This is a genomic window from Pseudoramibacter porci (assembly GCF_009696145.1).
Lineage (GTDB): Bacteria > Bacillota > Clostridia > Eubacteriales > Eubacteriaceae > Pseudoramibacter > Pseudoramibacter porci.
In genome coordinates this window covers 21449-45376 of record NZ_VUMO01000010.1, presented here as the reverse complement: position 1 = coordinate 45376, position 23928 = coordinate 21449, and the positions used below count along the sequence as shown (strand labels likewise).

Annotated in this window: 24 protein-coding genes and 1 other annotated feature; of the genes, 21 read left to right on the top strand and 3 right to left on the bottom strand. The window is 37.6% G+C overall.

Annotation, left to right across the window (positions count from 1 at the left end):
- Positions 1 to 13: 13 nt before the first annotated feature.
- From FYJ52_RS07840 to FYJ52_RS07805, 8 genes are all read left to right on the top strand, one after another.
- Positions 14 to 532, top strand: a complete 519-nt coding sequence (locus FYJ52_RS07840; RefSeq protein WP_154576671.1) for an adenine phosphoribosyltransferase — start codon at positions 14 to 16, stop codon at positions 530 to 532.
- 36 nt (positions 533 to 568) lie between these two features.
- Positions 569 to 2746 (top strand): RelA/SpoT family protein, encoded by a 2178-nt coding sequence (locus tag FYJ52_RS07835; protein ID WP_154576670.1) that lies wholly within the window; start codon positions 569 to 571, stop codon positions 2744 to 2746.
- Positions 2747 to 2755: 9 nt separating this feature from the next.
- A complete protein-coding gene (gene dtd, locus FYJ52_RS07830; protein WP_154576669.1) occupies positions 2756 to 3208 on the top strand; it encodes a D-aminoacyl-tRNA deacylase in 453 nt (150 codons plus the stop codon).
- Between the two features lie 11 nt (positions 3209 to 3219).
- Complete coding sequence (locus FYJ52_RS07825; RefSeq protein WP_154576668.1) at positions 3220 to 3843, top strand: MBL fold metallo-hydrolase; 624 nt, start codon at positions 3220 to 3222, stop codon at positions 3841 to 3843.
- A 3-nt stretch (positions 3844 to 3846) separates the two neighbouring features.
- Positions 3847 to 5310 carry a coproporphyrinogen dehydrogenase HemZ gene (gene hemZ, locus FYJ52_RS07820; protein ID WP_235901576.1) on the top strand — a complete coding sequence of 488 codons (1464 nt, stop codon included), beginning with the start codon at positions 3847 to 3849 and terminating at the stop codon, positions 5308 to 5310.
- 118 nt (positions 5311 to 5428) lie between these two features.
- Complete coding sequence (aspS, locus tag FYJ52_RS07815; protein ID WP_154576667.1) at positions 5429 to 7216, top strand: aspartate--tRNA ligase; 1788 nt, start codon at positions 5429 to 5431, stop codon at positions 7214 to 7216.
- A 69-nt stretch (positions 7217 to 7285) separates the two neighbouring features.
- Positions 7286 to 7771 carry a SoxR reducing system RseC family protein gene (locus FYJ52_RS07810; RefSeq protein ID WP_154576666.1) on the top strand — a complete coding sequence of 162 codons (486 nt, stop codon included), beginning with the start codon at positions 7286 to 7288 and terminating at the stop codon, positions 7769 to 7771.
- Complete coding sequence (locus FYJ52_RS07805) at positions 7737 to 8507, top strand: HAD family hydrolase (protein WP_154576665.1); 771 nt, start codon at positions 7737 to 7739, stop codon at positions 8505 to 8507. The genes FYJ52_RS07810 and FYJ52_RS07805 overlap by 35 nt, the downstream gene beginning before the upstream one ends.
- Here FYJ52_RS07805 and FYJ52_RS07800 read toward each other — a convergent pair.
- Complete coding sequence (locus FYJ52_RS07800; protein ID WP_154576664.1) at positions 8477 to 9157, bottom strand: Crp/Fnr family transcriptional regulator; 681 nt, start codon at positions 9155 to 9157, stop codon at positions 8477 to 8479. The genes FYJ52_RS07805 and FYJ52_RS07800 overlap by 31 nt on opposite strands.
- Before the next feature lie 83 nt (positions 9158 to 9240).
- On the opposite strand from FYJ52_RS07800, the gene FYJ52_RS07795 reads away from it, so the two are divergent.
- From FYJ52_RS07795 to tyrS, 4 genes are all read left to right on the top strand, one after another.
- Positions 9241 to 9426, top strand: coding sequence for a ferredoxin (locus FYJ52_RS07795; RefSeq protein ID WP_154576663.1), 186 nt, complete (start codon positions 9241 to 9243; stop codon positions 9424 to 9426).
- Between the two features lie 76 nt (positions 9427 to 9502).
- A complete protein-coding gene (locus tag FYJ52_RS07790; protein ID WP_154576662.1) occupies positions 9503 to 10063 on the top strand; it encodes a chromate transporter in 561 nt (186 codons plus the stop codon).
- Positions 10063 to 10638, top strand: coding sequence for a chromate transporter (locus FYJ52_RS07785; RefSeq protein ID WP_328598784.1), 576 nt, complete (start codon positions 10063 to 10065; stop codon positions 10636 to 10638). The genes FYJ52_RS07790 and FYJ52_RS07785 overlap by 1 nt, the downstream gene beginning before the upstream one ends.
- A 47-nt stretch (positions 10639 to 10685) precedes the next feature.
- Positions 10686 to 10921, top strand: a binding site (T-box leader).
- Between the two features lie 47 nt (positions 10922 to 10968).
- On the top strand, positions 10969 to 12192 hold the full coding sequence (gene tyrS, locus FYJ52_RS07780; protein ID WP_154576661.1) for a tyrosine--tRNA ligase: 1224 nt from the start codon (positions 10969 to 10971) through the stop codon (positions 12190 to 12192).
- 51 nt (positions 12193 to 12243) lie between these two features.
- On the opposite strand, the gene FYJ52_RS07775 is transcribed toward tyrS, so the two are convergent.
- Both FYJ52_RS07775 and FYJ52_RS07770 read right to left on the bottom strand, forming a co-directional pair.
- Positions 12244 to 13491 (bottom strand): aminopeptidase, encoded by a 1248-nt coding sequence (locus tag FYJ52_RS07775; RefSeq protein ID WP_154576660.1) that lies wholly within the window; start codon positions 13489 to 13491, stop codon positions 12244 to 12246.
- 23 nt (positions 13492 to 13514) lie between these two features.
- Positions 13515 to 14717 (bottom strand): nucleotidyltransferase, encoded by a 1203-nt coding sequence (locus FYJ52_RS07770; protein ID WP_205960810.1) that lies wholly within the window; start codon positions 14715 to 14717, stop codon positions 13515 to 13517.
- Positions 14718 to 14865: 148 nt separating this feature from the next.
- On the opposite strand from FYJ52_RS07770, the gene FYJ52_RS07765 reads away from it, so the two are divergent.
- The 9 genes from FYJ52_RS07765 (at position 14866) to FYJ52_RS07725 (ending at position 23920) form a co-directional block, all read left to right on the top strand.
- A complete protein-coding gene (locus FYJ52_RS07765; RefSeq protein ID WP_154576658.1) occupies positions 14866 to 16065 on the top strand; it encodes an acetate/propionate family kinase in 1200 nt (399 codons plus the stop codon).
- A gap of 87 nt (positions 16066 to 16152) precedes the next feature.
- On the top strand, positions 16153 to 16641 hold the full coding sequence (locus tag FYJ52_RS07760) for a YceD family protein (RefSeq protein WP_235901574.1): 489 nt from the start codon (positions 16153 to 16155) through the stop codon (positions 16639 to 16641).
- A gap of 58 nt (positions 16642 to 16699) precedes the next feature.
- On the top strand, positions 16700 to 16876 hold the full coding sequence (rpmF, locus tag FYJ52_RS07755) for a 50S ribosomal protein L32 (protein WP_154576656.1): 177 nt from the start codon (positions 16700 to 16702) through the stop codon (positions 16874 to 16876).
- Between the two features lie 44 nt (positions 16877 to 16920).
- The gene (gene plsX / locus FYJ52_RS07750) at positions 16921 to 17928 is read left to right on the top strand and encodes a phosphate acyltransferase PlsX (RefSeq protein ID WP_154576655.1); all 1008 of its coding nucleotides are present in this window, start codon (positions 16921 to 16923) and stop codon (positions 17926 to 17928) included.
- 18 nt (positions 17929 to 17946) lie between these two features.
- Positions 17947 to 18174 (top strand): acyl carrier protein, encoded by a 228-nt coding sequence (locus FYJ52_RS07745; RefSeq protein WP_154576654.1) that lies wholly within the window; start codon positions 17947 to 17949, stop codon positions 18172 to 18174.
- Positions 18175 to 18912, top strand: a complete 738-nt coding sequence (rnc, locus tag FYJ52_RS07740) for a ribonuclease III (protein WP_235901573.1) — start codon at positions 18175 to 18177, stop codon at positions 18910 to 18912.
- A 35-nt stretch (positions 18913 to 18947) separates the two neighbouring features.
- Positions 18948 to 22520: a chromosome segregation protein SMC gene (gene smc, locus FYJ52_RS07735; protein WP_154576653.1), complete on the top strand. Its 3573-nt coding sequence runs from the start codon at positions 18948 to 18950 to the stop codon at positions 22518 to 22520.
- An 18-nt stretch (positions 22521 to 22538) separates the two neighbouring features.
- The gene (ftsY, locus tag FYJ52_RS07730) at positions 22539 to 23462 is read left to right on the top strand and encodes a signal recognition particle-docking protein FtsY (RefSeq protein WP_408003710.1); all 924 of its coding nucleotides are present in this window, start codon (positions 22539 to 22541) and stop codon (positions 23460 to 23462) included.
- A 74-nt stretch (positions 23463 to 23536) separates the two neighbouring features.
- A complete protein-coding gene (locus FYJ52_RS07725) occupies positions 23537 to 23920 on the top strand; it encodes a helix-turn-helix domain-containing protein (RefSeq protein ID WP_205960809.1) in 384 nt (127 codons plus the stop codon).
- Positions 23921 to 23928 lie beyond the last annotated feature (8 nt).

Genomic DNA, 23928 nt, shown 5'->3' with positions numbered 1-23928 from the left:
TGTGGGGATTACAATGGATTTAAAAAGTAAAATTGCAATTTATCCTGATTTTCCGAAACCAGGCATTAGTTTCAAAGACATTAATAGTTTAATAAAAGACGGAGAAGCCTTTCACGAAGTAACGGATCAGTTTTATGAAATTGCAAAGGCGCTGGACGTCAATGTGGTTTGTATTCCGGAAGCAAGAGGTTATATTTTCGGATCGGCGCTGGCGTATAAATTAGGCGTTGGTTTGGTTCCTATTCGCAAACCCGGAAAATTGCCAGGTGAAGTTATGGCGAAATCGTATAAGCTGGAATATGGCGAAAATACCGTTGAAATTCAGAAGGACGCCATTAAAACAGGCGACCGTGTTTTAATTATTGATGATTTACTCGCAACAGGCGGCACAATGAAAGCGGCCATTGACTTGGTTGAATTGCTTGGCGGGGAAGTTTGTGGCGCTTTGTTTATGATCGAGTTGACAGATCTCAAGGGGAGAGAAGCGTTAAAAGATTATTACGTTCGGTCATTGATCCAATTCCCTATTTAATAGAACGTTACAGAGCTACAGTAAAAGGAGGTGCGCATGGCAACAGATGCAGTCAAAAAAAAGATAGACAATATTATCAAAATCGTTGAAAAAAATGACCCCGATGCCGATCCGGATATGATTATGCGCGCTTTTAAATTAGCGGATCAGGCACATGCGGGGCAAAAGCGGAAATCAGGAGAAGATTATATCATTCATCCGGTTGCGGTCGCTTATATTTTGGCTAAATACAGAATGGACACTGAAACAATCTGTGCAGCACTGCTCCATGATGTTATTGAAGATACAGATACGACACATGAAGATGTTGCGAGCATGTTTAATCCTAAAGTCGCAGATCTGGTTGAAGGTGTTACTAAGATTGGGAAAATCGATTATCAGTCGAAAGAAGAGAGTCAAGCGGAATATATTCGAAAAATGGTCATGGCTATGTCGAAAGATATCCGTGTCATTTTGATCAAACTCGTTGACCGTCTACATAACATGCGGACATTAGAGTACATGACAAAGGAAAAGCAGAGAGAAAAAGCGCGGGAGACTCTTGATATATATGCGCCGATTGCCAATCGTCTTGGGATTCAGGCGATTAAAGCGGAACTTGAAGATTTATCCTTAAAATATCTCGATCCAGAGGGCTATTATAATTTGGTGAAAAGTGTAAAAGCCAAAAAACAGGCACGGGAAGAATACGTCAATCAGGTAATCGACATATTAAAGCATAAATTGGCAGAGGTTGATATTCCGTGTAAGGTTTACGGTCGATCCAAGCATTTTTATTCGATTTATCGAAAAATGAAGGCGCAGCACCGAAAATTCGATGAAATATACGATTTAGTCGCAGTTCGCGTTATCGTTAATACCGTAAAAGAATGTTATGGGGTTTTGGGGATGGTCCATACAGAATGGAAGCCAATTCCAGGAAGATTTAAAGACTATATCGCGATGCCAAAGCCCAATATGTACCAGTCTATTCACACGACGGTTATCGGTCCGAACGGGGATCCTGTAGAAATTCAAATCCGAACAAAAGAAATGCACCGTGTTGCCGAATTTGGGATTGCTGCTCATTGGAAATACAAGGAAGGTAAAGGCGGCAGTAAAAATTCAAAAGACGCCCATTATGAGAAAAAAATTGCATGGCTTAGACAGATCATGGAATGGCAGCAGGAGCTCGACAACGCTGGCGATTTATTGGAAACAATTAAAGTCGATCTATTAAATGAAGAAGTCTACGTTTTTTCACCAAGAGGGGACGTGTTTGAACTGCCTGTTGGCTCATGCCCGCTTGATTTTGCCTATCGTGTTCACAGTGATATAGGCAATAATTGTGTTGGCGCGAAGGTTAACGGCAAAATTGTTCCACTTAACTATGAACTCAGCAATGGTGACATCGTTGAAGTCATGACTTCAAAGCACAGCAACGGCCCCAGCCGCGACTGGTTAAATTTTGTCAAAAGTGCCCACGCGAGAAATAAGATTAAACAATATTTTAAGCGTGAAACAAAAGAAGAAAACATTGAAAAGGGCAAATTAGCACTTGAAAATGAATTAAAACGCCAGGGATTACAGGATTCAAAACTGGGCAATACGACCGAGTTGGAAACTTTATGTAAACAGCTAAATTATAAAACTGTTGACGATTTTTACGCGGCAATTGGATATAACGGCATTAAGATGGGAACAGTTTTTACAAAAATGAAATTGCTTTTCCCAGAAGTTTTCAAAGATCAAGAGCCTGAAATTGCCATCAAGAAACCGACCAAAAAGGAAAAAAATAATTCTAATATATTGGTTGCAGGGTTAAATGATATAGATGTGCATTTGGCAAAATGCTGCAGTCCAGTTCCGGGCGATCAAATTATTGGACACATTACACAATCACATGGCATTACAGTACATCGAACGGATTGCCCCAATGTCCTTCATATTGATGCTGAGAAGACAGTTGACGTCGAATGGAATCGATTTGGTGTTTCTGGCAGCTTTAGCGCAGAAATCAGTGTACAAGCGGATGAAGATCCCCACACGCTTATTGAAATCAATAAAGTGTTTATCGAAATGAATATCCCTTTGACAGCGTTGACGGCGAGAAATGACAGAGGGAAGTTCGATTATTTTGAAGCTGTTTTCGAAGTGAAATCCAGAAGAGAACTAAATTTAGTGATAAAAAACATTAAAAAAATTTCTTCTGTTTTAGTAGTTAAACGTGTATAGGGATTGGCTATGAGAGCAGTTATTCAAAGGGTATCCTCTGCATCCGTTCAAGTTGATGATCGGGTAATTGGTGAAATTGGAAAGGGAATTTGCCTTTTTGTTGGCTTCGAACAGTCGGATCAAGAAACGGACATGGAATATATCATCAATAAAACGTTGAATTTGCGTATTTTTGAAGATGAAAATGATAAAATGAATTTATCGTTGTTGGATATTCATGGTGAACTTTTGGTCGTATCACAATTTACGCTTTACGGAGATTGCAGAAAAGGGCGAAGACCGAGTTTTTCAAAAAGTGGTGACGTCCAAATTGCACGGCAGAATTATTTGATGTTTAAAGAAAAAATTAAAAATACTGAAATCGCTCGCGTTGCGTTTGGTCAATTTCAGGCAGATATGCAAGTGAGAATTGATAATGACGGACCGGTTACACTTTTGCTTGATAGTAGGAAATTATTTTAAGTTATAAGATTATGATCAAAATAAATAGATATATGGTTGGTCCGCTGATGGCGAATTGCTATCTGATTTGGTCTGATTCAGATCATAAGGGTGTGATTATTGACCCAGGCGGATGGACGAAACAAATCGAAAAAGATATTGCGGACAATCAGGTCCAAATCAAAAAAATTTTGCTGACCCATGGACATTACGATCATATGGCGGGGCTCCCGCAGGCCAGTGCATTAACCCATGCTGATGTCTGCATTCACAGAGATGATGCGGATTGTTTAGTTTCGCCAGGTAAAAATATTTCTCTACTCATGGGACAATCCGCAGTTTTTCCGGCCGCAGATGAGTTATTGCACGAAGGAGATCAAATTAAAATTTCTCCAGAGCTTTCGTTTACAGTTATCCATACACCGGGGCATACCCCAGGAGGGGTCTGTTTTTTGGCCGATCAAAACATGTTTACAGGGGATACTCTGTTTTTCGGTTCTGTCGGACGAACTGATTTTCAAGGCGGTTCTTATCCGGATATTATCAAATCCGTTAAACGCTTAATGACGTATCCGGATGAAATTGTTGTTTATCCAGGACATGGCGAAAAAACTTCAATAAAATTTGAAAGAATGAATAATCCATACGCACAGTAGCTTATGAAAATAGAAGAAATTGATCAACTTGCAGTCATCATGCCAGATATCCCGTCGTGGAGAAACGGTGCACGTGAATTGACAAAATCTTTTTTCCCAAATGTGAAGGTTACCTTCGAAGGCGTCGCAGATCTTGTCATTCAAGTTACTCATGAATCAGATAACATAGTGATTACGGCACGATGCGATCAACAAGAATTGATGCAAGAAACTTATTGGAAGTCAGGAAAACCCGTTGATTCAAATGAATTCAAGGGGTTTTTTTATCGTTTTATTTCATGTTTAGCAGGGCACACGCTCCCTTGGGGAAGTTTAACTGGCATTAAACCGGTAAAAATTGCACACGAGTTTCTGCTAAATCATCATCAAAACGCGGATCAAGCACTTAAGGATTTTCAGGACCAATATTTTGTTTCGACAGAAAAGGCAAAACTTGCGCTTAGTATTGCAAAAAACGAAATGACGATTATTTATCCAAATGATTCAAAAAAGGTCTCGCTTTATATAGGGGTCCCGATTTGTCCGGCCAAGTGTTCATATTGCTCTTTTGTCTCGACTGTCGCAGATAAGAAAGGGCAATTGTGTGCTGATTATTTACAAGCGCTATTGATTGAAATTAAGGCATTTGCACAATTGCTGTGTGAGCGTCACCTTGTAGTCGATACGCTGTATATTGGCGGGGGAACGCCATCAATCTTTTCAGAGGAGCAGCTTGAAAAATTATTGGAAATGGTTACTAGTGAATTCGACTTATCTGGTATTCGGGAATTTACATTTGAAGCAGGGCGACCAGAAACGACAACATATGAAAAGTTAAAACTTTTGAAACGGTATCACGTCAATCGCCTCTGTCTGAATCCCCAAAGTATGAATGACGCAACGCTTAGTGCAGTTGGAAGATTACACACTGCCGAGGATATCCGAAATGTTTATCGTATGATAAGAACAGTTGGATTTGATTGTGTTAATATGGATTTGATCGTCGGACTCAATGAAGAATCGCCTGAAATGGTCTTATCTTCTTTGCAACAAGTTATTCAGCTTCATCCCGAAAATTTGACCGTTCACAGCCTCGCAATAAAAAAGGGATCAAGATTGAGAGAAGAAGAGGGGTGTCAATACGAACAGATTTTTTCGAAAGATTTTTATGACGAAATCTCGAAATGTCTGAATCGTTCAGGGTATCACCCGTATTATCTCTATCGTCAAAAATATGCGCAGGGAAATGGAGAAAATATTGGTTATTGTCTAAGTGACAACGAAGGGATTTATAATATTCTCATGATGGCAGAGCGACAAACGATTATTGGTATCGGTGCTGGCGCTACAGGGAAAGTGTATGAACCACAGCAGAATCGAATTAACAAGGTCTACACGGTTAAAGATATCAGAACATATAATATGCGTTCAGAAGAAATTATTGCCAAAAAGATAAAAGCGTATCAACAGTATTTAGAGAAGATCTAACGCTACAAAACGCTAAATTTTGTGTGCTTGACGGAATAATTAATAATGCATATAATTAAAAAACATGGAATTATGCCTGTGACAGGGCTTTAAATAGAATTAGGAGGAAGATTTTCAAATGATGGAAACGCATTTTAGATCTGCCGTATGCGGCGAGGTCAATGAAAATAAGGTCGGGCAGACCGTTAAATTAGCGGGATGGGCCGATAGTCGCCGAGACTTGGGGGGCGTTATTTTCGTTGATCTTCGTGACCGTTCAGGAAAAGTTCAAGTTGTATTCAATGAAAAAATCGTTGGTTCTGAATTTCCGATTGCCGAAAAAATCAGAGACGAATATGTATTGAATGTTGAAGGGGTTGTTCAAGAAAGAACGCCTGAAACAGTTAATCCCAAGATGGAAACCGGAAAGGTTGAAGTCATGGTTAACCATATTACCATTTTAGATACTTCAGCTACACCACCCATTTATGTAAAAGACGATGATAAGTCTGGTGAAAATGTCAGACTGAAATATCGTTACCTTGATTTACGCAAGCCGAAAAATCAGAAAATCCTGATGACCCGTGCCAAAGTAGCATCCATTGTCAGAAATTATTTGAATGAACACGGCTTTTGCGAAATTGAAACGCCTGTTTTAGGGAAGACAACTCCTGAAGGGGCGCGAGATTTTTTGGTTCCCTCAAGAGTTCAAAAGGGAAAATTCTTTGGTTTACCTCAGAGTCCGCAGCTATTTAAACAAATCTTGATGATCTCAGGCATGGATCGTTATTACCAATTGGCAAAATGCTTTAGAGACGAAGATTTACGTCAGGATCGGCAGCCGGAATTCACACAGATCGACATGGAAATGTCCTTTGTAACAAAGGATGACATCCTGCCAATTATGGAAGAAATGATCGCAAAAATATTTAAAGAAGTGCGAGGCATTGAATTAGAACGTCCATTTTTGAGAATGACATGGCGAGAAGCGATGGATCGATTCGGTTCTGATAAGCCAGATATGCGTTTCGGTTTGGAATTAAACGATCTTTCTGATATCCTCAAAGATTCATCATTTAATGTTTTTTCAGATGCGATTAAACGAGGCGGCTCTGTCAGAGCGATCATTGCAAAAGATGCGCAGGGAAAACTGTCTAAGAAAGCCCTTAAGAATTTAGAAAAATATGCAAAGATTTACAAAGCCAAGGGTTTAGCTTGGATTGATGTTAAAGATGATGAATCTCAGATGAAAACACCAATTTTGAAATTCATCTCAGAAGAAGAAAAACAGGCGATTTATGATCGATTGGGCGCAGAAGAAGGCGATTATATTTTCATGGTTGCCGATACGGACCAGATCGCGTGCACGGCTATGGGCCAACTGCGTCTCGAATTAGCGCGTCGCCTTAAAATTGATGTATCAAACCAGTTCAAATTCTTATGGGTTATTGATTTCCCACTGCTCGAATACGATGAAGAACAAGGGCGTTATGTAGCAGTTCATCATCCCTTTACAGCACCACTTGATGAAGACATTCCGTTGTTAGAAACTGCACCAGAAAAAGTTCGTTCAGATGCGTACGATATGGTTGTCAACGGGGTAGAACTAGGCGGCGGTTCCATTCGTATTCACAATGGCGACATTCAGGAAAAAATGTTTAAGGCGCTCAATCTTTCGGAAGAAACAGTTCAAACACAGTTTGGATTTTTAATGGAAGCGCTCAAATACGGTACACCACCACACGGTGGTTTAGCGTTCGGCTTTGATCGATTAATCATGATGCTAATGGATATTGATAATATTCGTGATGTCATTGCGTTCCCGAAAACGCAGAATCATAGCGATTTAATGACAGAAGCACCCGCTGATGCGGGCTTGGATCAATTGATCGATTTGGGCATCAGTGTCGACGAAGATATTGTTTAAGATTATTTAAAATAAGAATGCAACTCCCAAATTTTTTGGGAGTTGTATTTCTAAATAGAGGCATTTAGGATGATCGAATACGGAACAGTAAAGAGAATAAAGAAAAACAACACGGCAAGGGTCATCATTACACGACATGAAATGTGCGGAGATTGCAAAGCGTGTGAATTGGGCACTTCAAAGAAGACCATGTCAGTCGACGCAAAAAATGATATCAATGCAAAGGTAGGGGATAAAGTTGCACTTGAAATGGAATTTGCTAATTTCATGAAGGCAAGTGGCGTCGCTTATGGCTTTCCGTTAATTGGCTTTTTACTGGGCATATTTATCGGATATGCTATCGCGCCGATGTTCCATTTAAATGAAGTTTATTCCGGCTTTTTCGGAGGACTCATTCTTATGTTTTGCGCATATGGTATCATTCATCTAATGGACCGACGGGGAAGATTTGGAAAAGACAAATATGAACCTGTAATTACAAATGTCATTGATCCTAATAACAATCTGCTGTTGAATAAATATGCAAAGTCCGAAACAAGTGAAGATGAACAATAAAGTTTTGAAATTTTTTTTCGATATTGATGATACGTTGTACGATCAATACGAGCCGTTTAGACAAGCCTTCAAATATACTTTTGGCAATCGATACAAAGAATCAAATGTCGAGAATATTTTTATTGACAGCCGTGCTAGGAGCGACGAGGTTTTCGATATGGTCTCGAGAGGCGAAATCGATAAAGAAGAGATGTATGCGTACCGGATTGGAAAGGCTTTTGAAGATAATGGCCTGTACCTTTCGAAACCAGATTGTTTAACCTTTCAAGATAATTATGAGATTTATCAAGGAAAAATTTGTCTTTCAAGGCAAATGCAAAACCTATTAACTTTTCTTTCAAATCAAGGGATGTTTTTAGGCATTATTTCTAACGGCCCGGAACAGCATCAGTGGTTTAAAATCAAGACATTGGGTCTGGAAAAGTGGTTTCCAAGAGAAAATATCTTTATCTCTGGAAAAATTGGTTATACAAAACCGCATCGCGAAATATTTCAATATGTGGAAAATGCAACACATAATCAATCTGATGAGTGCGTGTATATCGGCGATGCTTACCCGATCGACGTGGTAGGCGCTAAAAATGCAAATTGGAAGTCGATATGGTTCAATCGACGCCATCATGCCCAGCCGAGCAATTGTGAATATTCGCCTGATTTTATTGTCGAATCAGAATTGGAATTAAGCGAATTGTTACTTGCTATTTATCACATTACTTTATCATTTAACAAAAAATGATTTTTGTTCATTGTAATAAGGCCATCTTTTTGCATTTTTGATAATTCATGGGAAAGCGCGGAACGATCAACATTTAAATAATCTGCCAATTGCTGCCGATTAAAAGGAATGTCAAATTGTGCGCTTTCCTTTTCTTTTGAAAGAAAAGATAAATAAGAAATGACACGACCGCGTATGGTTTTACTAGAGGTATGAAAAATTCGATGTGACAAATGTAAATTCTTTTGACTGCAGGCGAGAAGTAGGTTTTGTATCAAAGTATTCTTTGCCCCCAAAATGACCGATTGTTCCATAGAAACAGGTTGAAACAGTTTTTGTGTAGAAATAAATAAAATGTCACTGGTTTTCTGGGCAATGACGTCGACAGACAATGGTTTTTTGGCTAATACATAACTTTCGGCAAAAATAGCACCATTTGATAAATGGGCAATGACCGATGTATTTCCCCAAAAGTCGACATTTTCGATACGAACTTCGCCATTAAGGATAATGCCAAATTCATCGGTTTGATCACCGACATGGTAAATATATTGTTTACGCTGAATGGTCTGTAGATGATAACCTAAAAAATAGAGGAGTTCTTCCAATTCGTTTGGGATAATGCCATCAAATATTTTTATTTGATTATACGAATGATCATTTTTTTCCATGGATAGCCTCCAAGTTTTTCTTTTTTTATTTTGCTATATGTATTATACTAAAATCATATTTAATATTAAAGGAGGAGATTGTTATGAAATATACGGTCAATGAAGGTTGCATTGGTTGCGGAGCTTGTGAAGCAACTTGCCCGGAAATCTTTTTTATTAACGATGAAGGCGTTGCTGAAGCTAGAGATATTGACGTAACATCGGAATTAGCTGAAAGTGCCGAAGAAGCAATGGATGGCTGCCCGGTAGGTGTCATTGAACAAATTTAAGTGACCAAAAGGAATATACACGTCTGATCATTAAATGATTGGACGTTTTTTTATGGGAATTAAATAGAGAAAAATAATGGAAAAGCGTGTATCGATTTTGACGTTATATGCTACTTTTTTTAAAATTGGAGCTATGATGTTTGGCGGCGGCTATGCAATGCTGCCAATTCTTCAAAGAGAAATTGTCGAAAATAAAAAATGGGTTTCAGATCAGGAAATCGCTGATTATTATGCGATCGGACAATGCACGCCGGGTATTATCGCTGTCAATACGGCTACATTTATCGGCTATAAGAAACGCGGCGTCATTGGGGGGATTTTCGCAACACTAGGGGTCATATCGCCATCACTGCTCATCATCATGACGCTGGCTAAAATTATCAGCCGTTTTGAAAATTCTGAAGTGGTTGTCAATGCTTTTAAGGGCATAAGAATCGCGGTTGTTGTTCTCATTTTAAATGCGGTCATCAAAATTGGGAAAAGTTCAATTGTTGATAAAGCCACCTTTGGCATTTTTTTATGTGTTTTGATATTGGCCATTGTTTCAAATATTTCGCCAGTTGTGTTTGTTCTCATTGCCGCTACAGCTGGAATTTTAATTCAATCTCTGCGTATCCGGAAGGGAGGTAAAAAATAGTGCTATATTTTAGACTCTTATGGGAATTTTTTAAAACAGGCCTTTTTGCGATTGGAGGCGGAATGGCGACATTGCCTTTTCTAAGCGATATTGGTCAAACAATGCATTGGTATACGCAGTCTCAACTTGCAGATATGGTCGCTGTATCAGAATCGACACCCGGCCCACTTGGCATCAATATGGCGACATATGTGGGCTTTAGAGTAGGTGGTGTGTTGGGAGCCATTGTTTCGACATTGAGTGAAGTTCTGCCGTCAGTGATCATCATTACGCTAATTGCGATGGCGCTTAAAACATTTAAAGATAACCAGTATGTTCAAGACGGTTTTTATGGACTGCGTCCTGCTTCAACTGCATTAATTGCGGCAGCTTGCTGTTCAGTTGGTGAAATAGCATTATTTAAACCCCATCGATATCTATCTATATGGAATTTTATTACTTTTATTAACTGGAAAGCCGTTGCCTTTGGCGTTGTTATTTTTACGATGACGAATCGGGTTCCGAAAGTGAAAAAATTACACCCAATTATTTTTATTGCTATCGCAGCAGTTGTTGGCATTATCGTAAAATTTTAGACTTGAACTCTTAATAAGGATTCGATATAATACTAAAAAACTCATTTAAATAGGCGATGAAAAAAAGATTAGTCTATTTGTTTCTTTTCAGAGAGTGTTTGGATGGTGCAAAAACACAAGAGCAAATAGATGAAGTACATTTTGGAGCTTTTAGTTTGAAAGATCATTTATGGTGATTAATTAGAATTGAACGGGTTTGCCCGATACAGCTTGTATTATATTAATACACCGAGGAGTCAATAAGACTTAAATTGAGGTGGTACCACGGTTATTCGTCCTCTATCTGAAATTTTCAGATAGGGGGCTTTTTTATGATATGGAGGTAAGAAAATGGAAATTTATGACGAGTTAGTTGCACGTGGACTGATTGCGCAAGTGACAGACGAGCCGCAAATCCGAGAATTAATTAATGAAGGCGGCGCAAAATTTTATATCGGTTTTGATCCAACAGCAGATTCATTGCATGTAGGGCATTTTATGGCGCTTTGCTTGATGAAAAGACTGCAGCAGGCATGCAACCGACCAGTGGCATTAGTCGGCGGCGGGACAGGGTATATTGGTGACCCTTCAGGCCGAACAGATTTGAGACAAATGATGACACCGGAAGAAATCCAGCACAATTGTGATTGCTTCAAAAAACAAATGTCCAGATTCATCGAATTTGGCGAAGATAAGGCACAATTAGTCAATAATGCAGACTGGCTTTTAAACTTAAATTACATCGAACTGCTGCGAGATGTTGGCGTTCATTTTTCTGTGAACAATATGCTGAGAGCAGAAGCCTATAAACAGCGAATGGCGCGTGGACTGTCATTTCTTGAATTTAATTACATGATTATGCAGGCCTATGATTTTTATTATCTGCATCAGGAATACGGCGTTAATATGCAATTTGGCGGAAATGATCAGTGGAGCAATATGCTCGCTGGGACAGAACTGATTCGCAAGAAAACTGGCGATGATGCGTATGCTATGACCATTACGCTGTTATTAAACTCTGAAGGTAAAAAAATGGGCAAAACAGGGAAAGGCGCTGTTTGGCTCGATCCTAATAAGACCAGCCCATTTGAATTTTATCAATACTGGCGAAATATTGACGATGCAGACGTCATGAAGTGCTTGCGGATGTTGACGTTTATTCCACTCGATGAAATTGATGAAATGGAAAAATGGGACGATTCCCGAATCAATGAAAAGAAAGAGATTTTGGCACACGAACTGACAACTTTAGTTCACGGTGAAGAAGAAGCGAATAAAGCGCAAAAGGTTTCTCGAAATCTATTCACAGGAACAGGAAGTGATTCAGATATGCCGAAAGTTGAAATTTCAGAAGATCAATTACAAAATGATCAAATTGGGGTTGTTGATCTTCTCACCATTTCCGAAATTGCCAAAAGTAAGTCTGAAGCGAGAAGACTCATTAATCAAAACGGCATTTCGATTGACGGCGATAAAGTAACAGATCAGAATATGCAAATTACAAAAGAATTTCTTGCAAAGGGATTTGTCCTAAAAAAAGGAAAAAAAGTATTTAAAAAATTTATTTTGTCGTAAAATTAAAAACTGGCTGCCCAATAAAGGGGTAGCCAGTTTTTTGAATAGAGTTTAGATAGCCCAGTTTCCATTGACAAAAATGGGCGTTTTAGAACCATCAGTTTTGACTCCGGTAATATTTAAATCTGAGGAGCCAACCATAAAATCCACGTGGGTATCTGAGACATTTAACTCCGCATTCTTTAATTCTGTTTCATCCATATTTTGCCCGTCTTTAATACAAGTGGGGTATGCAGCGCCGAGAGCAAAATGGCAACTGGCATTTTCATCGAATAGTGTATTGTAAAAAAGAATACCGAGATTTTGAATCGGAGAGTCAAAAGGCACAAAAGAAATTTCCCCGAGCTGGTTGCTGCCAGGACAGGACTCAAGTAATGATTTTAGAGCATTGTATCCTTGTGCTGCTGAAAAATCAGTAACGCGACCATCTTTAAATGTAAATCGGAAATGGTCGATCAACTGTCCATTATATACCAGCGGATGTGTACTGACAAGTGTTCCATTTACACGATTTTTAGCTGGTGCAGAGAAAATTTCTTCAGTTGGGATGTTGGGAAAGAAAGAAACGCCATCTTGAGCGATTTCTGATCCACCGGCCCAAATATGATTTTTTGGCATGCCGACGCGAAGATCAGTGCCGGACGATTGAGAAGTATAGATAAATTCGGTGAATTGGTGTTGGTTTAGGAAATTGACACGTTTTTCAAAGCTTTGGTTGTGCATCTTCCAAGCGTTGACAGGATCGGGTAAATCCGTTCTGGTAGTATGAAAAATGGCATCCCACAACTTGGAAACAGCAAGCTCCTCAGGAATGTTTGGAAAAATTTTACGTGCCCATCCCGAGGTTGGGACAGAGATGACGCACCAGCGGATGCGATCGTTCATAATAGCCTCTTGATATCTTTTCCCTGAAGCCTGAGCAGCACGTGTTGCAGCTAATACTTTATTTGTATCTACGCCATTCATGACATCTGGGTCTTCTGCATAGATGGAGATTACGGCTGTATTTTGATTAACAATATCAATTAAACGATCATGCTGCCATTCTGGAATTGTTGTTAAGGTTTCAAGATCGGCTTGATCGTATCTAAGCCTTGAAAATTGTTCGTCGTTGTAGCGAATTGATACATCTTTCGCACCGAGTTCAAAGGCGTTTTTAGCAACAAGGCGTGCAAAATCGGCACTTTCCACTGGCGTATTGATGAGAAGTTTTTGTTCAGGCTGGATATTGACGCCTAAAGAACAAGCAATCTTAGCTAAATTATTTTTTTTCTGTTCAAAAGTAAGGGATGGATTCATAATAGACCTCATTTCTTTAATATCTAAAATACAAGGATTGGCGAATGGCGATAGTCCTGAAACAGCACCCTGTCTCTATGTAAGTAATTCCACATATTTTGAGCCTGCATATCAAGTCTTAATATTTTTTTTGCCGAGTTATCTAATTGCGTTTGATTACTTTTTACATTAATTAAGACAGGACAATGAATTTTCTTTTTATTTTCAGCCAAATAGGCACGCCCTCGATCGTTCATGCCAAGAATACGAACATATGGCGGTGCAGCTTTCCAGGATTGATACAAGACTTCTCTTGAAATATCGAGAGCTAAATACAAGAGGATGCGTCGGATTCGACTTTTTGGTATTCGTTTTGAAGAAACGCGATCGATGATTTGTTGATAAGAGAATGCTTGCGAATCCCGAACTGAATTTTGAAGTGCAAACTCTAAACCTTCTGTCACGTCCGGCAGGTCTAGAAGCTGAGAACGTGAGGCTGTTAAGAGCTTAGCAGCAGTTAATCTTTCAAAATCTATCTCTAAAGAAGAAAAAAGTGTATTTTTTAATACATGCGAAGGGTAAGGAAGATAATCAGCCGCACGATCAACATTATTTGTTTTAATTAATTGTCGAATGGCAGAGGATGAAAAAGAATTAAGAGCAGCTTGATCGTGCAGTGCACCTTGTCTTTTTATGGTGATCGGCTGAAGATGGGAACGACTGCGATTAATTGCTTTAAGGTATTCGATGCCAAGCGTATTGTTAGGATGCGTCATCATGTCGGCCATTTCTCTTCCCAAAAGTGAACGAACAGCATCTTCTCTAGATTTGGCAAAACTAATTCCACATTCAAGATGTTTTTTCAGCTCCGATTGAAAAGACGGTGTTTCCTCAGATAAAAGACGCGCCACGGTAGATAATGATTCGATATCGCCCGATTCAGAACCAAAAGAGAGGTAACAACAATTTAAAACATCTAAAATAGCAACTGCACCTTCAGCAAATTTTTCGGCGCCAGCTGAAGCCCAAGGGAACGGCAATTCACAGACAAGGTCGGCACCATTTGAAAGCGCCATTTTGCAGCGCTTCCACTTGTCTAAGACAGCGGGGGTGCCGCGTTGAACAAAGGGACCACTCATAACAATAATGGTGGTGTCAGGATGAAGACATTTTTGGGAAGTATGGATATGGAAACGGTGCCCGTTATGAAAAGGATTGTATTCGGCGATAATTCCTAGAGCTTTCAAAAATAAATGCCTCCAATTACGATCTTTCTCGGATTTTTTTGATATTTTCATATTATATTACAAAATAATTTAGGACGAAAGATAAAAAAAATGATATAGTATTAGAAGTTTGAGATAGCATATTTTTTTGAAGGAGAAAGTGAAAAAGATGAAAGTACTTGTTATCAACGCTGGAAGTTCCTCTTTAAAATACCAGTTATTAGACATGACAACTGAAACCGTTTTGGCGAAAGGTCTTGCAGAAAGAATCGGTATTGAAGGTTCTGTTGTTAAGCATGAACCCATTGGCAAAAATAAGGTTCAGTTTAAACGTCCATTAGATACACACAAAGATGCTCTCGATATTATTTTTAAGGCATTAGTTGATGAAAATCACGGCGTAATCAAATCATTAGACGAAATTGACGCTGTTGGGCATCGAACCGTTCACGGCGGCGAAGCCTTTGCATCCTCTGTGCTCATTTCGGATGAAGTGATTGAAAAAATGGAAGAAAATTCTGTTTTAGCACCACTTCACAATCCAGCCAATTTGATTGGGATTCGTGCTTGCCAGGAAATGCTTCCCAACGTTCCAATGGTTGCTGTATTTGATACAGCTTTCCATCAGACGATGCCGCCAAAAGCATTTATTTACCCATTGCCGTATGAACTTTACGAAAAATATGGCATAAGAAAATACGGCTTTCATGGGACATCTCATCGATTTGTCACGTTGCAGGCTGCAAAGTTAATGGGCAAACCACTTTCAGAACTTAAGTTGATTTCATGTCATTTGGGTAATGGCGCAAGTATTGCTGCTGTCTGCCATGGTGAATCTATTGATACGTCGATGGGTTTGACGCCGTTAGCTGGCCTGGCAATGGGGACAAGATGCGGAGATATTGATCCTGAAATTCTTATTTTCCTTCGTCAGAGAGGCTACACAACAGAAGAAGTTGACAACATGATGAATAAGGAATCTGGCGTTCTTGGCATTTCCGGCGTCAGCTCAGATTTTAGAGATATCGAACAGGCTGCGGGAGAAGGAAATAAGCGCGCGCAATTAGCGTTAGATGTCTTCCAGTATAGAGTTAAAACAACCATTGGTTCGTACGCTGCAGCGATGAATGGTGTAGACGGTATTATTTTCACAGCGGGTCTCGGTGAAAACTCAGATACTGCTCGTGCGTCAATTTGTGACGGATTACAATTTTTAGGTATCGAACTTGATCCTGAAAAGAATAAGGTTCGCGGAGAAGAAACAATTATTTCAACGGATGATTCTAAGACGAAAGTAATGATTATTCCGACCAATGAAGAATTAATGATTGCTAGAGATACGGTTGAATTAGTAGAAGCAGCGAAATAAGAACGAATTAAATATTAATTCAAGAATTTTTCTTGACAGAATGGGCAATTCTCATTTATAATGAGTCTTGCCCATTTGGAGTTTATAATGAAAATAGAAATTTCAGAATTACGTGGTGGCGTACATTATCCTCTGGATTTTCGGGTTTATTCAGATGATTTGATTGATGACAATCATGAACTGAATGGCCGAATTCCTGATGAGGGGTTACAGGTTACAGGACATCTCAGTCTAGTCAATCGTCATGAGGTGATGGTGGACATGCACATAACGGGAACGATGGTTTTTGAATGTGCCAGATGCTTACAACCTACACCCTATCAGTGTGATTATGTATATCACGAATCGAGCGAAATTAATCCCTCGTTAGAGGCACTTGATATCATCCCTTGTATAGAAGAATGTCTCTATATTAATGAACCATTTAGGGTTTTATGCAAGCCGGATTGTAAAGGAATTTGCCCAGGATGCGGTGTGAATTTAAATTTTGAAGAATGTCAGTGCCATCAAAGTGATCATTCGGATGACGATGATGGAATCGATCCTAGAATGGAAGCATTAAAAAAACTTTTATAAATGGGGCTATTGTAGTATAATTACTAAATCATAGTTATAGATGTTGGGAGGTGTAACAATGGCAGTACCGAAGCATAGATCATCTAAAGCGCGACGCGATAAAAGAAGAACGCATTACAAGCTGACTGTTCCAGGCATGAGCGTTTGCCCGAAATGTGGTGAAATTAAGTTGCCACATCGTGTTTGCAGAAATTGTGGAACATATAAAGACACAGAAGTGTTAGCTGAAGACTAAAACAGAGCTTTGCCTCTGTTTTTCTGATTTATTAGGGAAAACATATGCATATCTTTGTGGATGCAATGGGCGGCGATTTTGCCCCTCGAGAAATTGTAAAGGGTTGTGCCGATGCAGTTAATGAGTATCAAGTTCACTTAACGCTTATCGGTAGCGAGTCTGCAATTATCAACGAGTTATCTTTGGTAAAATATCCAAAAGAAGCTATCGATATTCTACCGTCAAAGTCGGTCATTGGCTTTAATGAAGAACCTATGAAGGCAATTAGAGAGAAACAAGACTCTTCGATTGTGATTGGGTTAGATGCAGTGAATCGTGACGAAGAAGATAGTGTACTTGTGTCAGCCGGTTCGACAGGTGCTTTGTTAGCTGGCGGTCTTTTCAAGTTAGGGCGTATAAAGGGAATCAAAAGACCAGCTTTAGCGACACCGCTTCCGACGAAAGATCATGTGACATTGTTATTAGATTCAGGAGCTAACGCAGATTGTAAAGCCGAATACCTGCAACAGTTTGGTATTTTAGGATCGATTTACTATCAAAATGTATTTAATGTTGCGTTTCCAAAAGTTGGATTACTCAATATAGGTACTGAGGAAGAAAAAGGCAGCAGCTTAGTAAAAAAAGCGTATCAGCTATTGTCGGAAACAAAGTCAATTAATTTTATCGGCAATATTGAATCCCGCGATATAATGAACGGTGATGCAGATGTCATTGTCACAGATGGATTTACCGGTAATATATTATTAAAACAGTTAGAAGGACTTTCAAGCTTTTTATTAAACGGATTAAAACAAGCTATCTTAAGTTCAACTAGAGGTAAAATTGGCGGAGCACTCATAAAAAAAGATCTCCAGTCTTTTAAGAAAGAATTTAGTTCTGACGAAGTTGGTGGTGCACCGTTTCTTGGCATACGCGGCGGACTGATTAAAGCACATGGAAGTTCCAATGCTTATGCGATAAAAAATGCAATTAAACAAGCAATTGCTTATATGGATGGCGACATCATATCGAAAATTGAAAATACAATAAATATAGAAATGCAGTCTAAATAAATATATGGAGGGTCAAAAATGAGTGACAAACTTGATCAAGTAAAAAATATCATTGCAGAGCAATTAGGTGTTTCTGAAGACGAAATCAGTGAAGATAGCAATTTAGTCGAAGATCTTGACGCAGATTCTTTGGATATTGTTGAGCTGGTTATGGCTTTTGAAGATGAGTTTGGCGTTAAAGTTCCAGATGATCAATTAGAAAACATTAAAACTGTTGGTGACATTATTAAAATTCTTGACGCATAAATGAAATTTGATGAGCTCCCATTTATTGGGAGCTTTTTCGTTAATATAAGGATTATTTTGATTAATAAAATGGAAATAAAACAATTAGAAAATGAAATAAACTATTATTTCAATGAAAATAAGTATCTTATCGAAGCATTGACACACAGTTCATATGGAAAAAACGACAGAAACAACGAACGTTTGGAATATCTTGGAGATGCCGTTTTAGAATTATCCATTTCCGAATACTTATATAAACACTTTGATTTTTCTGAGGGAAAAATGACGCGACTTCGGGCAAGTATTGTGTGCTCCGAGTCATTGTCCAGAGCAGCGGCAAAAATTCATTTGGGTGATTTTCTGTTGCTGGGAAAAGGTGAAATTGCATCTGGCGGAAGATACCGCAGATCAATATTAGAAAATGCTTTTGAAGCCTTAATTGGCGCTATTTTTCTTGACTCAGATTTCAATCAAACTAAAAAGCTGGTTTATGATTTACTAAAAGAAAATATTCATCTAGCACTTAGTGGACATTTAAATAATGATTATAAAACAGCCTTACAAGAGCTGATTCAACAACAAAGGGATCATGTTATTGAATACGTTCTTGATCGTACAACTGGGCCAGAGCACGAAAAAATTTTTTATGTTTCTTTATTCATTAATGGCGAAAAATGCGGTGAAGGAATGGGAAAAACAAAGAAAGAGGCTGAACAACAGGCCGCCAAAAATGTACTGCATGAAAAAATAAATTAGATCCGCATGAAAACTTAAAGGTATAAGGAATATTTATGTATTTAAAATCGTTACGAATGGTCGGGTTTAAATCTTTTGCTCGCGCTGTTGAACTCACTTTTAATTCGAATATTACAGCCATCATTGGTCCCAATGGAAGTGGAAAAAGTAATATCACGGATGCAATTCGGTGGGTTTTGGGGGAGCAAAGCAGTAAATCTTTGCGCGGGAAACAAATGGAAGATGTTATCTTTTCCGGTACGGATTTTCATAATCCGATGGGATATGCAGAAGTGACGATTCTATTGGATAATTCAGATCAATACTTTAAAGAATTTCCAGATGAAATATCCATTACGCGAAGACTATTTAAAACGGGAGAATCAACATATCTTATTAATAACCAATCCGTTCGTTTAAGGGAAGTTCATGCGGTGTTTGCAGATACAGGTCTTGGAAAAAATGGCTATTCAATAGTAGGACAGGGAAATATAGAAAATATTATTAACAGTGATCCAAATACTTTAAGGTCTATTATTGAAGAAGCGGTAGGGATTGTTAATTATAAGTCTCGCGAGAATGAGGCACAAAAAGAGTTAAAATCTGCCCAGAGCAATATGGAACGAATTCAGGATTTGATAATTGAATTGGAGCGTCAGCGCACGCCACTATCGAAACAAGCAGAAAAAGCGAAGCGTTACCTGGATTTAAAGGAAAAGCTAAGAAAAATCGATTTTATTTCGTTTCAAAAGGATTATCAAGTACTTGAAGCTAAAAAATTGGAGAATCAAAAGGCTCTTGATCAATGCAATAGCGAAATAAGTAAACTAAAAATAGCGATACATGATGCGGATGCGCAATATCAACGTCTACGCGTCCAAAAGAGAAAAATTTTAGAATCTAAAAAAGAAAACAACCTATTATTCGAAGAAATATCTACAAATAATATTAATAGTGAAAAAAATAAGGCACATATTGAAGAGCAACTTCATAGGACGAAATTTGAAATTAACAGCTGCTATGATCGTATAAAGGATTTATCGTCTCAGAGAGAGGATAATCAAAAAAAATTAAATGGGTTGGTGGTGGAGATTCAATCACTTCAAAAAGATAATAATCGTTTACGACGTGAACAGTCTCTGCAACAGAAACAAGGAATTCAAAATGAACAAGCTATTGAAAAGATTAAAGAACAACTAGCAAAAGCGCAGGGACTTGATAAAAATTTACAATCTAACCGGGAAAAAAATAAAGATAAAATTGCAAAATATGAATCAGAATTATTAGTTATTGAAGAAAAAATTAATAATAGAGAACAGAATATACAGAATAAAAAAAATACTATTTTTGAAAATAAAAAAAATTATGAATACGCGCGTACTAAGCTAGAACATAATCAGCAATTTGCCGTAGATATTCAAAAAAAATTATCAAAAGCACAGCAATCATTAAACCGTTTAAATGACAAAGAGAAAAAACTATCTTCTCAGATAAATCGGCTTCGGAATGATCAATTACTTCTTAGAACTCGGGCTAGTTATATAAAAAAAGTCCAAAGACAATATTTGGATTATGTACCTGGGACAAGATGGGTCATGAACCAGAAAGAATCGATGCCTAAGGAAATCAAACGCAGTATTTTAGGACCCGTAGGTGATTTGATAGAAGTTCCGGATGATTTAATCTATGCAGTAGATTCAGCTTTAGGGAGAAAAACTCAAAATATTATTGTTGATGATGTTGAAACAGCCCGCTATTGTATCGAGTTGCTAAAAAAGAATAAAGCAGGTCGTGTTACTTTTTTACCTTTGTCCAATTTAGCAAACAATCAAATTTCTATAAGTGAAAAAAATAGATTTGCCAATTTTAAAGGGTATCTTGGCATTGCATCTGATTTAATTAAATATTCCATTGAAATTAAACCGGCTATTCAGAGCTTATTAGGACGTGTGATTGTAGTTGATAATTTTAATGCTGCAAGACAAATGCGTCGCGCTATAAAATACTATATGATTGTGACTTTGGATGGTGAAATCTTTTATGCAGGTGGTGCAATTGTTGGTGGGAGACAAAAAGAAAAACAAAATGCTTATCTCTACAATAAAAAAGATGAGCTTAATACATGTGACAAACAAGAAAAAGAAATTGTCATTCAACTATCAGAAAAAGTGAAGGATCTTGAAGCGGTACAAGAATTGATAACGCAGCAGCAGGAACAATATTTAGCACTAAAGGCTCAAAGCGAAGACGTTAAACGGCTGATTTTTGAAGAAAAGCATAAATGCAAAATATTAAAGGAATCAAATGCAGATTTAGTTAAAACTATTGATTTAGAAGAAAAGGAATGCTGCCAATTAAATGTACAATACAGTGAGGTAAAAAAATCTAAAAACAATATAATAGAACTGATACGAAAAAACGAACATATTGATAATAGCGATAATCAAAAGAATATTCAAAATCAACTTGACTTGTTGTATCAAAAGGAAAAAGAAAATGACCGTGTTATTTCGAAATACAATATAGAAATTGCAAAAAATAATGAGGGCATTAAATTAAAAAAGAAACAATCAGAAATAATAAAGGATCAAATTGATCAGTTGATGAAAAAAGTGAGTGCTAAAAAAAATTGCTCTGAAGAACTTGAACTGGCATATCAAAAAGATAAAGTACGTCTAAATGCGATCAAACAATCAATTTTTTTACTTCAGAAGCAGGAAAACGACTGCAAGAAAAAGGCTAGTTTCTTCGAAATAAGCGAATCTAAAATTGATGAACAAATGGAGAATACTGATAAAAAAATCAGAGCATTCAATCATCAACAAGTTTTGCAAAATGAAGAATTGAACAAACTAAAAATTGCAGCGCATCGCATATCAACAGTGAAACAAAACCTGATTGATAAAATGATGAGTCGTTACAGCATGAATCCAACTATGATTGATGATTGGCTGAAAAATAAAAAAATGGATGAGATTTTTGTTAACAAGTCGTCAATACAAAAGATGGAGCAGAAAATTAAATTGCTTGGCAATGTCAATGTCAATGCAATTGAAGAATATGAGGAGATCAATCAAAGATATCTGTTTGTTCAAAATCAGTACGCGGATCTACTGAAATCGAAAAGAAGAATAGAAACATTGATCCAAGATCTTCAGCATGAAATGACTAAGAAATTTGATTGTGAGTTTAAAAGATTACAGACATATTTTTCACAAGTTTTCAGAGAATTGTTTGGTGGAGGAAAGGCAAATCTTTTTTATATTGATCCGCAAAATATTCTACAAAGCGGTATTGGTTTAGAGGCACAGCCTCCTGGCAAAAACTTAAAACAGTTATCTTTAATGTCAGGTGGAGAAAAGGCGATGACAGCAATATGTTTGCTTTTTGCTTTTTTAAAACTCAATCCATCACCATTTTGTATTGTTGATGAAGTGGATGCTGCTTTAGACGATCAAAACATTTATCGTTTTACGACTTATTTAAAGAAAATTTTTAATCAAACACAATTTATATTAATAACACATCGGAAAAATACGTTAAAAATCTGCGACTCAATTTATGGGATTTCGATGACAAATACGGGGATTTCTAAAATTGTTTCAGTGAAAATATCAGATTATACTTAATACCCTAAAAAGGAGAATATAATGGCTTCAGTATTTAAAAAAATGCGCGACCGTGTTTCCAGTACAACAAAAAAATTTACAGAAAAAATCAATCATTTACTTTATTACAAAGAATTAGACGAAGATTTTTTTGAAGAATTGGAAGAAAATTTAATTCTATCAGATATCAGCGTTAATACAGCAGAAATGATTGTTGAAGAATTGCAGGATGGTATAAAAGCAAAAAAAATAAAAACAACTGAAAGTGTCATTGAGGAACTTCAAAATATAATGATTCAAATGGTCGATATTCCTGAAGCTCCAATTCACTTTCCGGCGATCAGTTTGATCGTAGGTGTGAATGGCGTGGGAAAAACCACTACAATAGCAAAGTTAGCTCAAAAGTATAAAGATGAAGGAAAAAAAGTGATGCTTGCTGCAGCAGATACATTTCGTGCAGCTGCTGTTGAACAATTAGAAACGTGGGCAAGCCGGATTGGTGTTGATATTGTCACCAGCCGTCCAGGGGCTGATCCCGCTTCGGTTGTTTTTGATGCCATTCATTCTGCACAAGCTAAAAATGCAGATGTATTAATCTGCGATACAGCGGGACGGTTGCATAACAAAGTCAATTTAATGAACGAATTAAATAAACTCAATCGTATTTGTGAAAGAGAAAAGGGTGAATATAACATTCATAATGTATTGGTTGTAGATGCAACAACAGGACAAAATGCTTTAATGCAGGCTAAAACATTTAACGATGCGGTTCCCCTTAGCGGTATCATTATGACGAAGCTTGATGGAACGGCTAAAGGCGGTGTAATAATTCCTATATTAAATGAATTAAAGATTCCGATTGAATATGTGGGACTTGGGGAAAAAGCAGAAGATTTAGTTACATTTAATGCGAAAGATTTTGTTGAAGTATTGTACCAAGCCACTGAAGAAATCAATTCATGATAATTTGTAAAGAAAAAGACTTGACATGCGGCAAAAAGATTTGTAAAATATATAAGTCCTTAGGAAAGAAGTCTATGTCAAAAGAAGAATCGATCAAAAAAAAATATCAGGAACAATTGCTTTTTGATTTTTACGGGGAACTGCTTTCGTCAAAATTAAAATTGCCATTATCATATTATTATAATGATGACTATTCAGCTGTTGAAATTGCTGAAATAGTTCAGATGACTAGACAAGGTGCCTATGATGCAATTCGTAGAGGGCGCAATCAACTGCAGAAATTCGAAAATAAACTTCATCTTGTAGAGCGGTTTGAAAAGACAAAAATTCTAATTGCTAATATAGAAAAAGAATTAAATGCGCTACAAAGAGATGGGAATGTGAAGAAGTCAACGGCAGCAATGAAGACGCTAAAGAAATTGTCAAGCGAAATTGATGATTTTAAAGATGAGTATTAGAGGAAACA

Excerpts from the sequence above, each read along its gene's own strand:
- FYJ52_RS07840 (WP_154576671.1), top strand. The coding sequence starts at position 14 with ATGGATTTAAAAAGTAAAATTGCAATTTATCCTGATTTTCCGAAACCA.
- FYJ52_RS07835 (WP_154576670.1), top strand. The coding sequence starts at position 569 with ATGGCAACAGATGCAGTCAAAAAAAAGATAGACAATATTATCAAAATC.
- dtd (WP_154576669.1), top strand. The coding sequence starts at position 2,756 with ATGAGAGCAGTTATTCAAAGGGTATCCTCTGCATCCGTTCAAGTTGAT.
- FYJ52_RS07825 (WP_154576668.1), top strand. The coding sequence starts at position 3,220 with ATGATCAAAATAAATAGATATATGGTTGGTCCGCTGATGGCGAATTGC.
- hemZ (WP_235901576.1), top strand. The coding sequence starts at position 3,847 with ATGAAAATAGAAGAAATTGATCAACTTGCAGTCATCATGCCAGATATC.
- aspS (WP_154576667.1), top strand. The coding sequence starts at position 5,429 with ATGATGGAAACGCATTTTAGATCTGCCGTATGCGGCGAGGTCAATGAA.
- FYJ52_RS07810 (WP_154576666.1), top strand. The coding sequence starts at position 7,286 with ATGATCGAATACGGAACAGTAAAGAGAATAAAGAAAAACAACACGGCA.
- FYJ52_RS07805 (WP_154576665.1), top strand. The coding sequence starts at position 7,737 with ATGCAAAGTCCGAAACAAGTGAAGATGAACAATAAAGTTTTGAAATTT.
- FYJ52_RS07800 (WP_154576664.1), bottom strand. The coding sequence starts at position 9,157 with ATGGAAAAAAATGATCATTCGTATAATCAAATAAAAATATTTGATGGC.
- FYJ52_RS07795 (WP_154576663.1), top strand. The coding sequence starts at position 9,241 with ATGAAATATACGGTCAATGAAGGTTGCATTGGTTGCGGAGCTTGTGAA.
- FYJ52_RS07790 (WP_154576662.1), top strand. The coding sequence starts at position 9,503 with ATGGAAAAGCGTGTATCGATTTTGACGTTATATGCTACTTTTTTTAAA.
- tyrS (WP_154576661.1), top strand. The coding sequence starts at position 10,969 with ATGGAAATTTATGACGAGTTAGTTGCACGTGGACTGATTGCGCAAGTG.
- FYJ52_RS07775 (WP_154576660.1), bottom strand. The coding sequence starts at position 13,491 with ATGAATCCATCCCTTACTTTTGAACAGAAAAAAAATAATTTAGCTAAG.
- FYJ52_RS07765 (WP_154576658.1), top strand. The coding sequence starts at position 14,866 with ATGAAAGTACTTGTTATCAACGCTGGAAGTTCCTCTTTAAAATACCAG.
- FYJ52_RS07760 (WP_235901574.1), top strand. The coding sequence starts at position 16,153 with ATGAAAATAGAAATTTCAGAATTACGTGGTGGCGTACATTATCCTCTG.
- rpmF (WP_154576656.1), top strand. The coding sequence starts at position 16,700 with ATGGCAGTACCGAAGCATAGATCATCTAAAGCGCGACGCGATAAAAGA.
- plsX (WP_154576655.1), top strand. The coding sequence starts at position 16,921 with ATGCATATCTTTGTGGATGCAATGGGCGGCGATTTTGCCCCTCGAGAA.
- FYJ52_RS07745 (WP_154576654.1), top strand. The coding sequence starts at position 17,947 with ATGAGTGACAAACTTGATCAAGTAAAAAATATCATTGCAGAGCAATTA.
- rnc (WP_235901573.1), top strand. The coding sequence starts at position 18,175 with ATGAAATTTGATGAGCTCCCATTTATTGGGAGCTTTTTCGTTAATATA.
- smc (WP_154576653.1), top strand. The coding sequence starts at position 18,948 with ATGTATTTAAAATCGTTACGAATGGTCGGGTTTAAATCTTTTGCTCGC.
- FYJ52_RS07725 (WP_205960809.1), top strand. The coding sequence starts at position 23,537 with ATGTCAAAAGAAGAATCGATCAAAAAAAAATATCAGGAACAATTGCTT.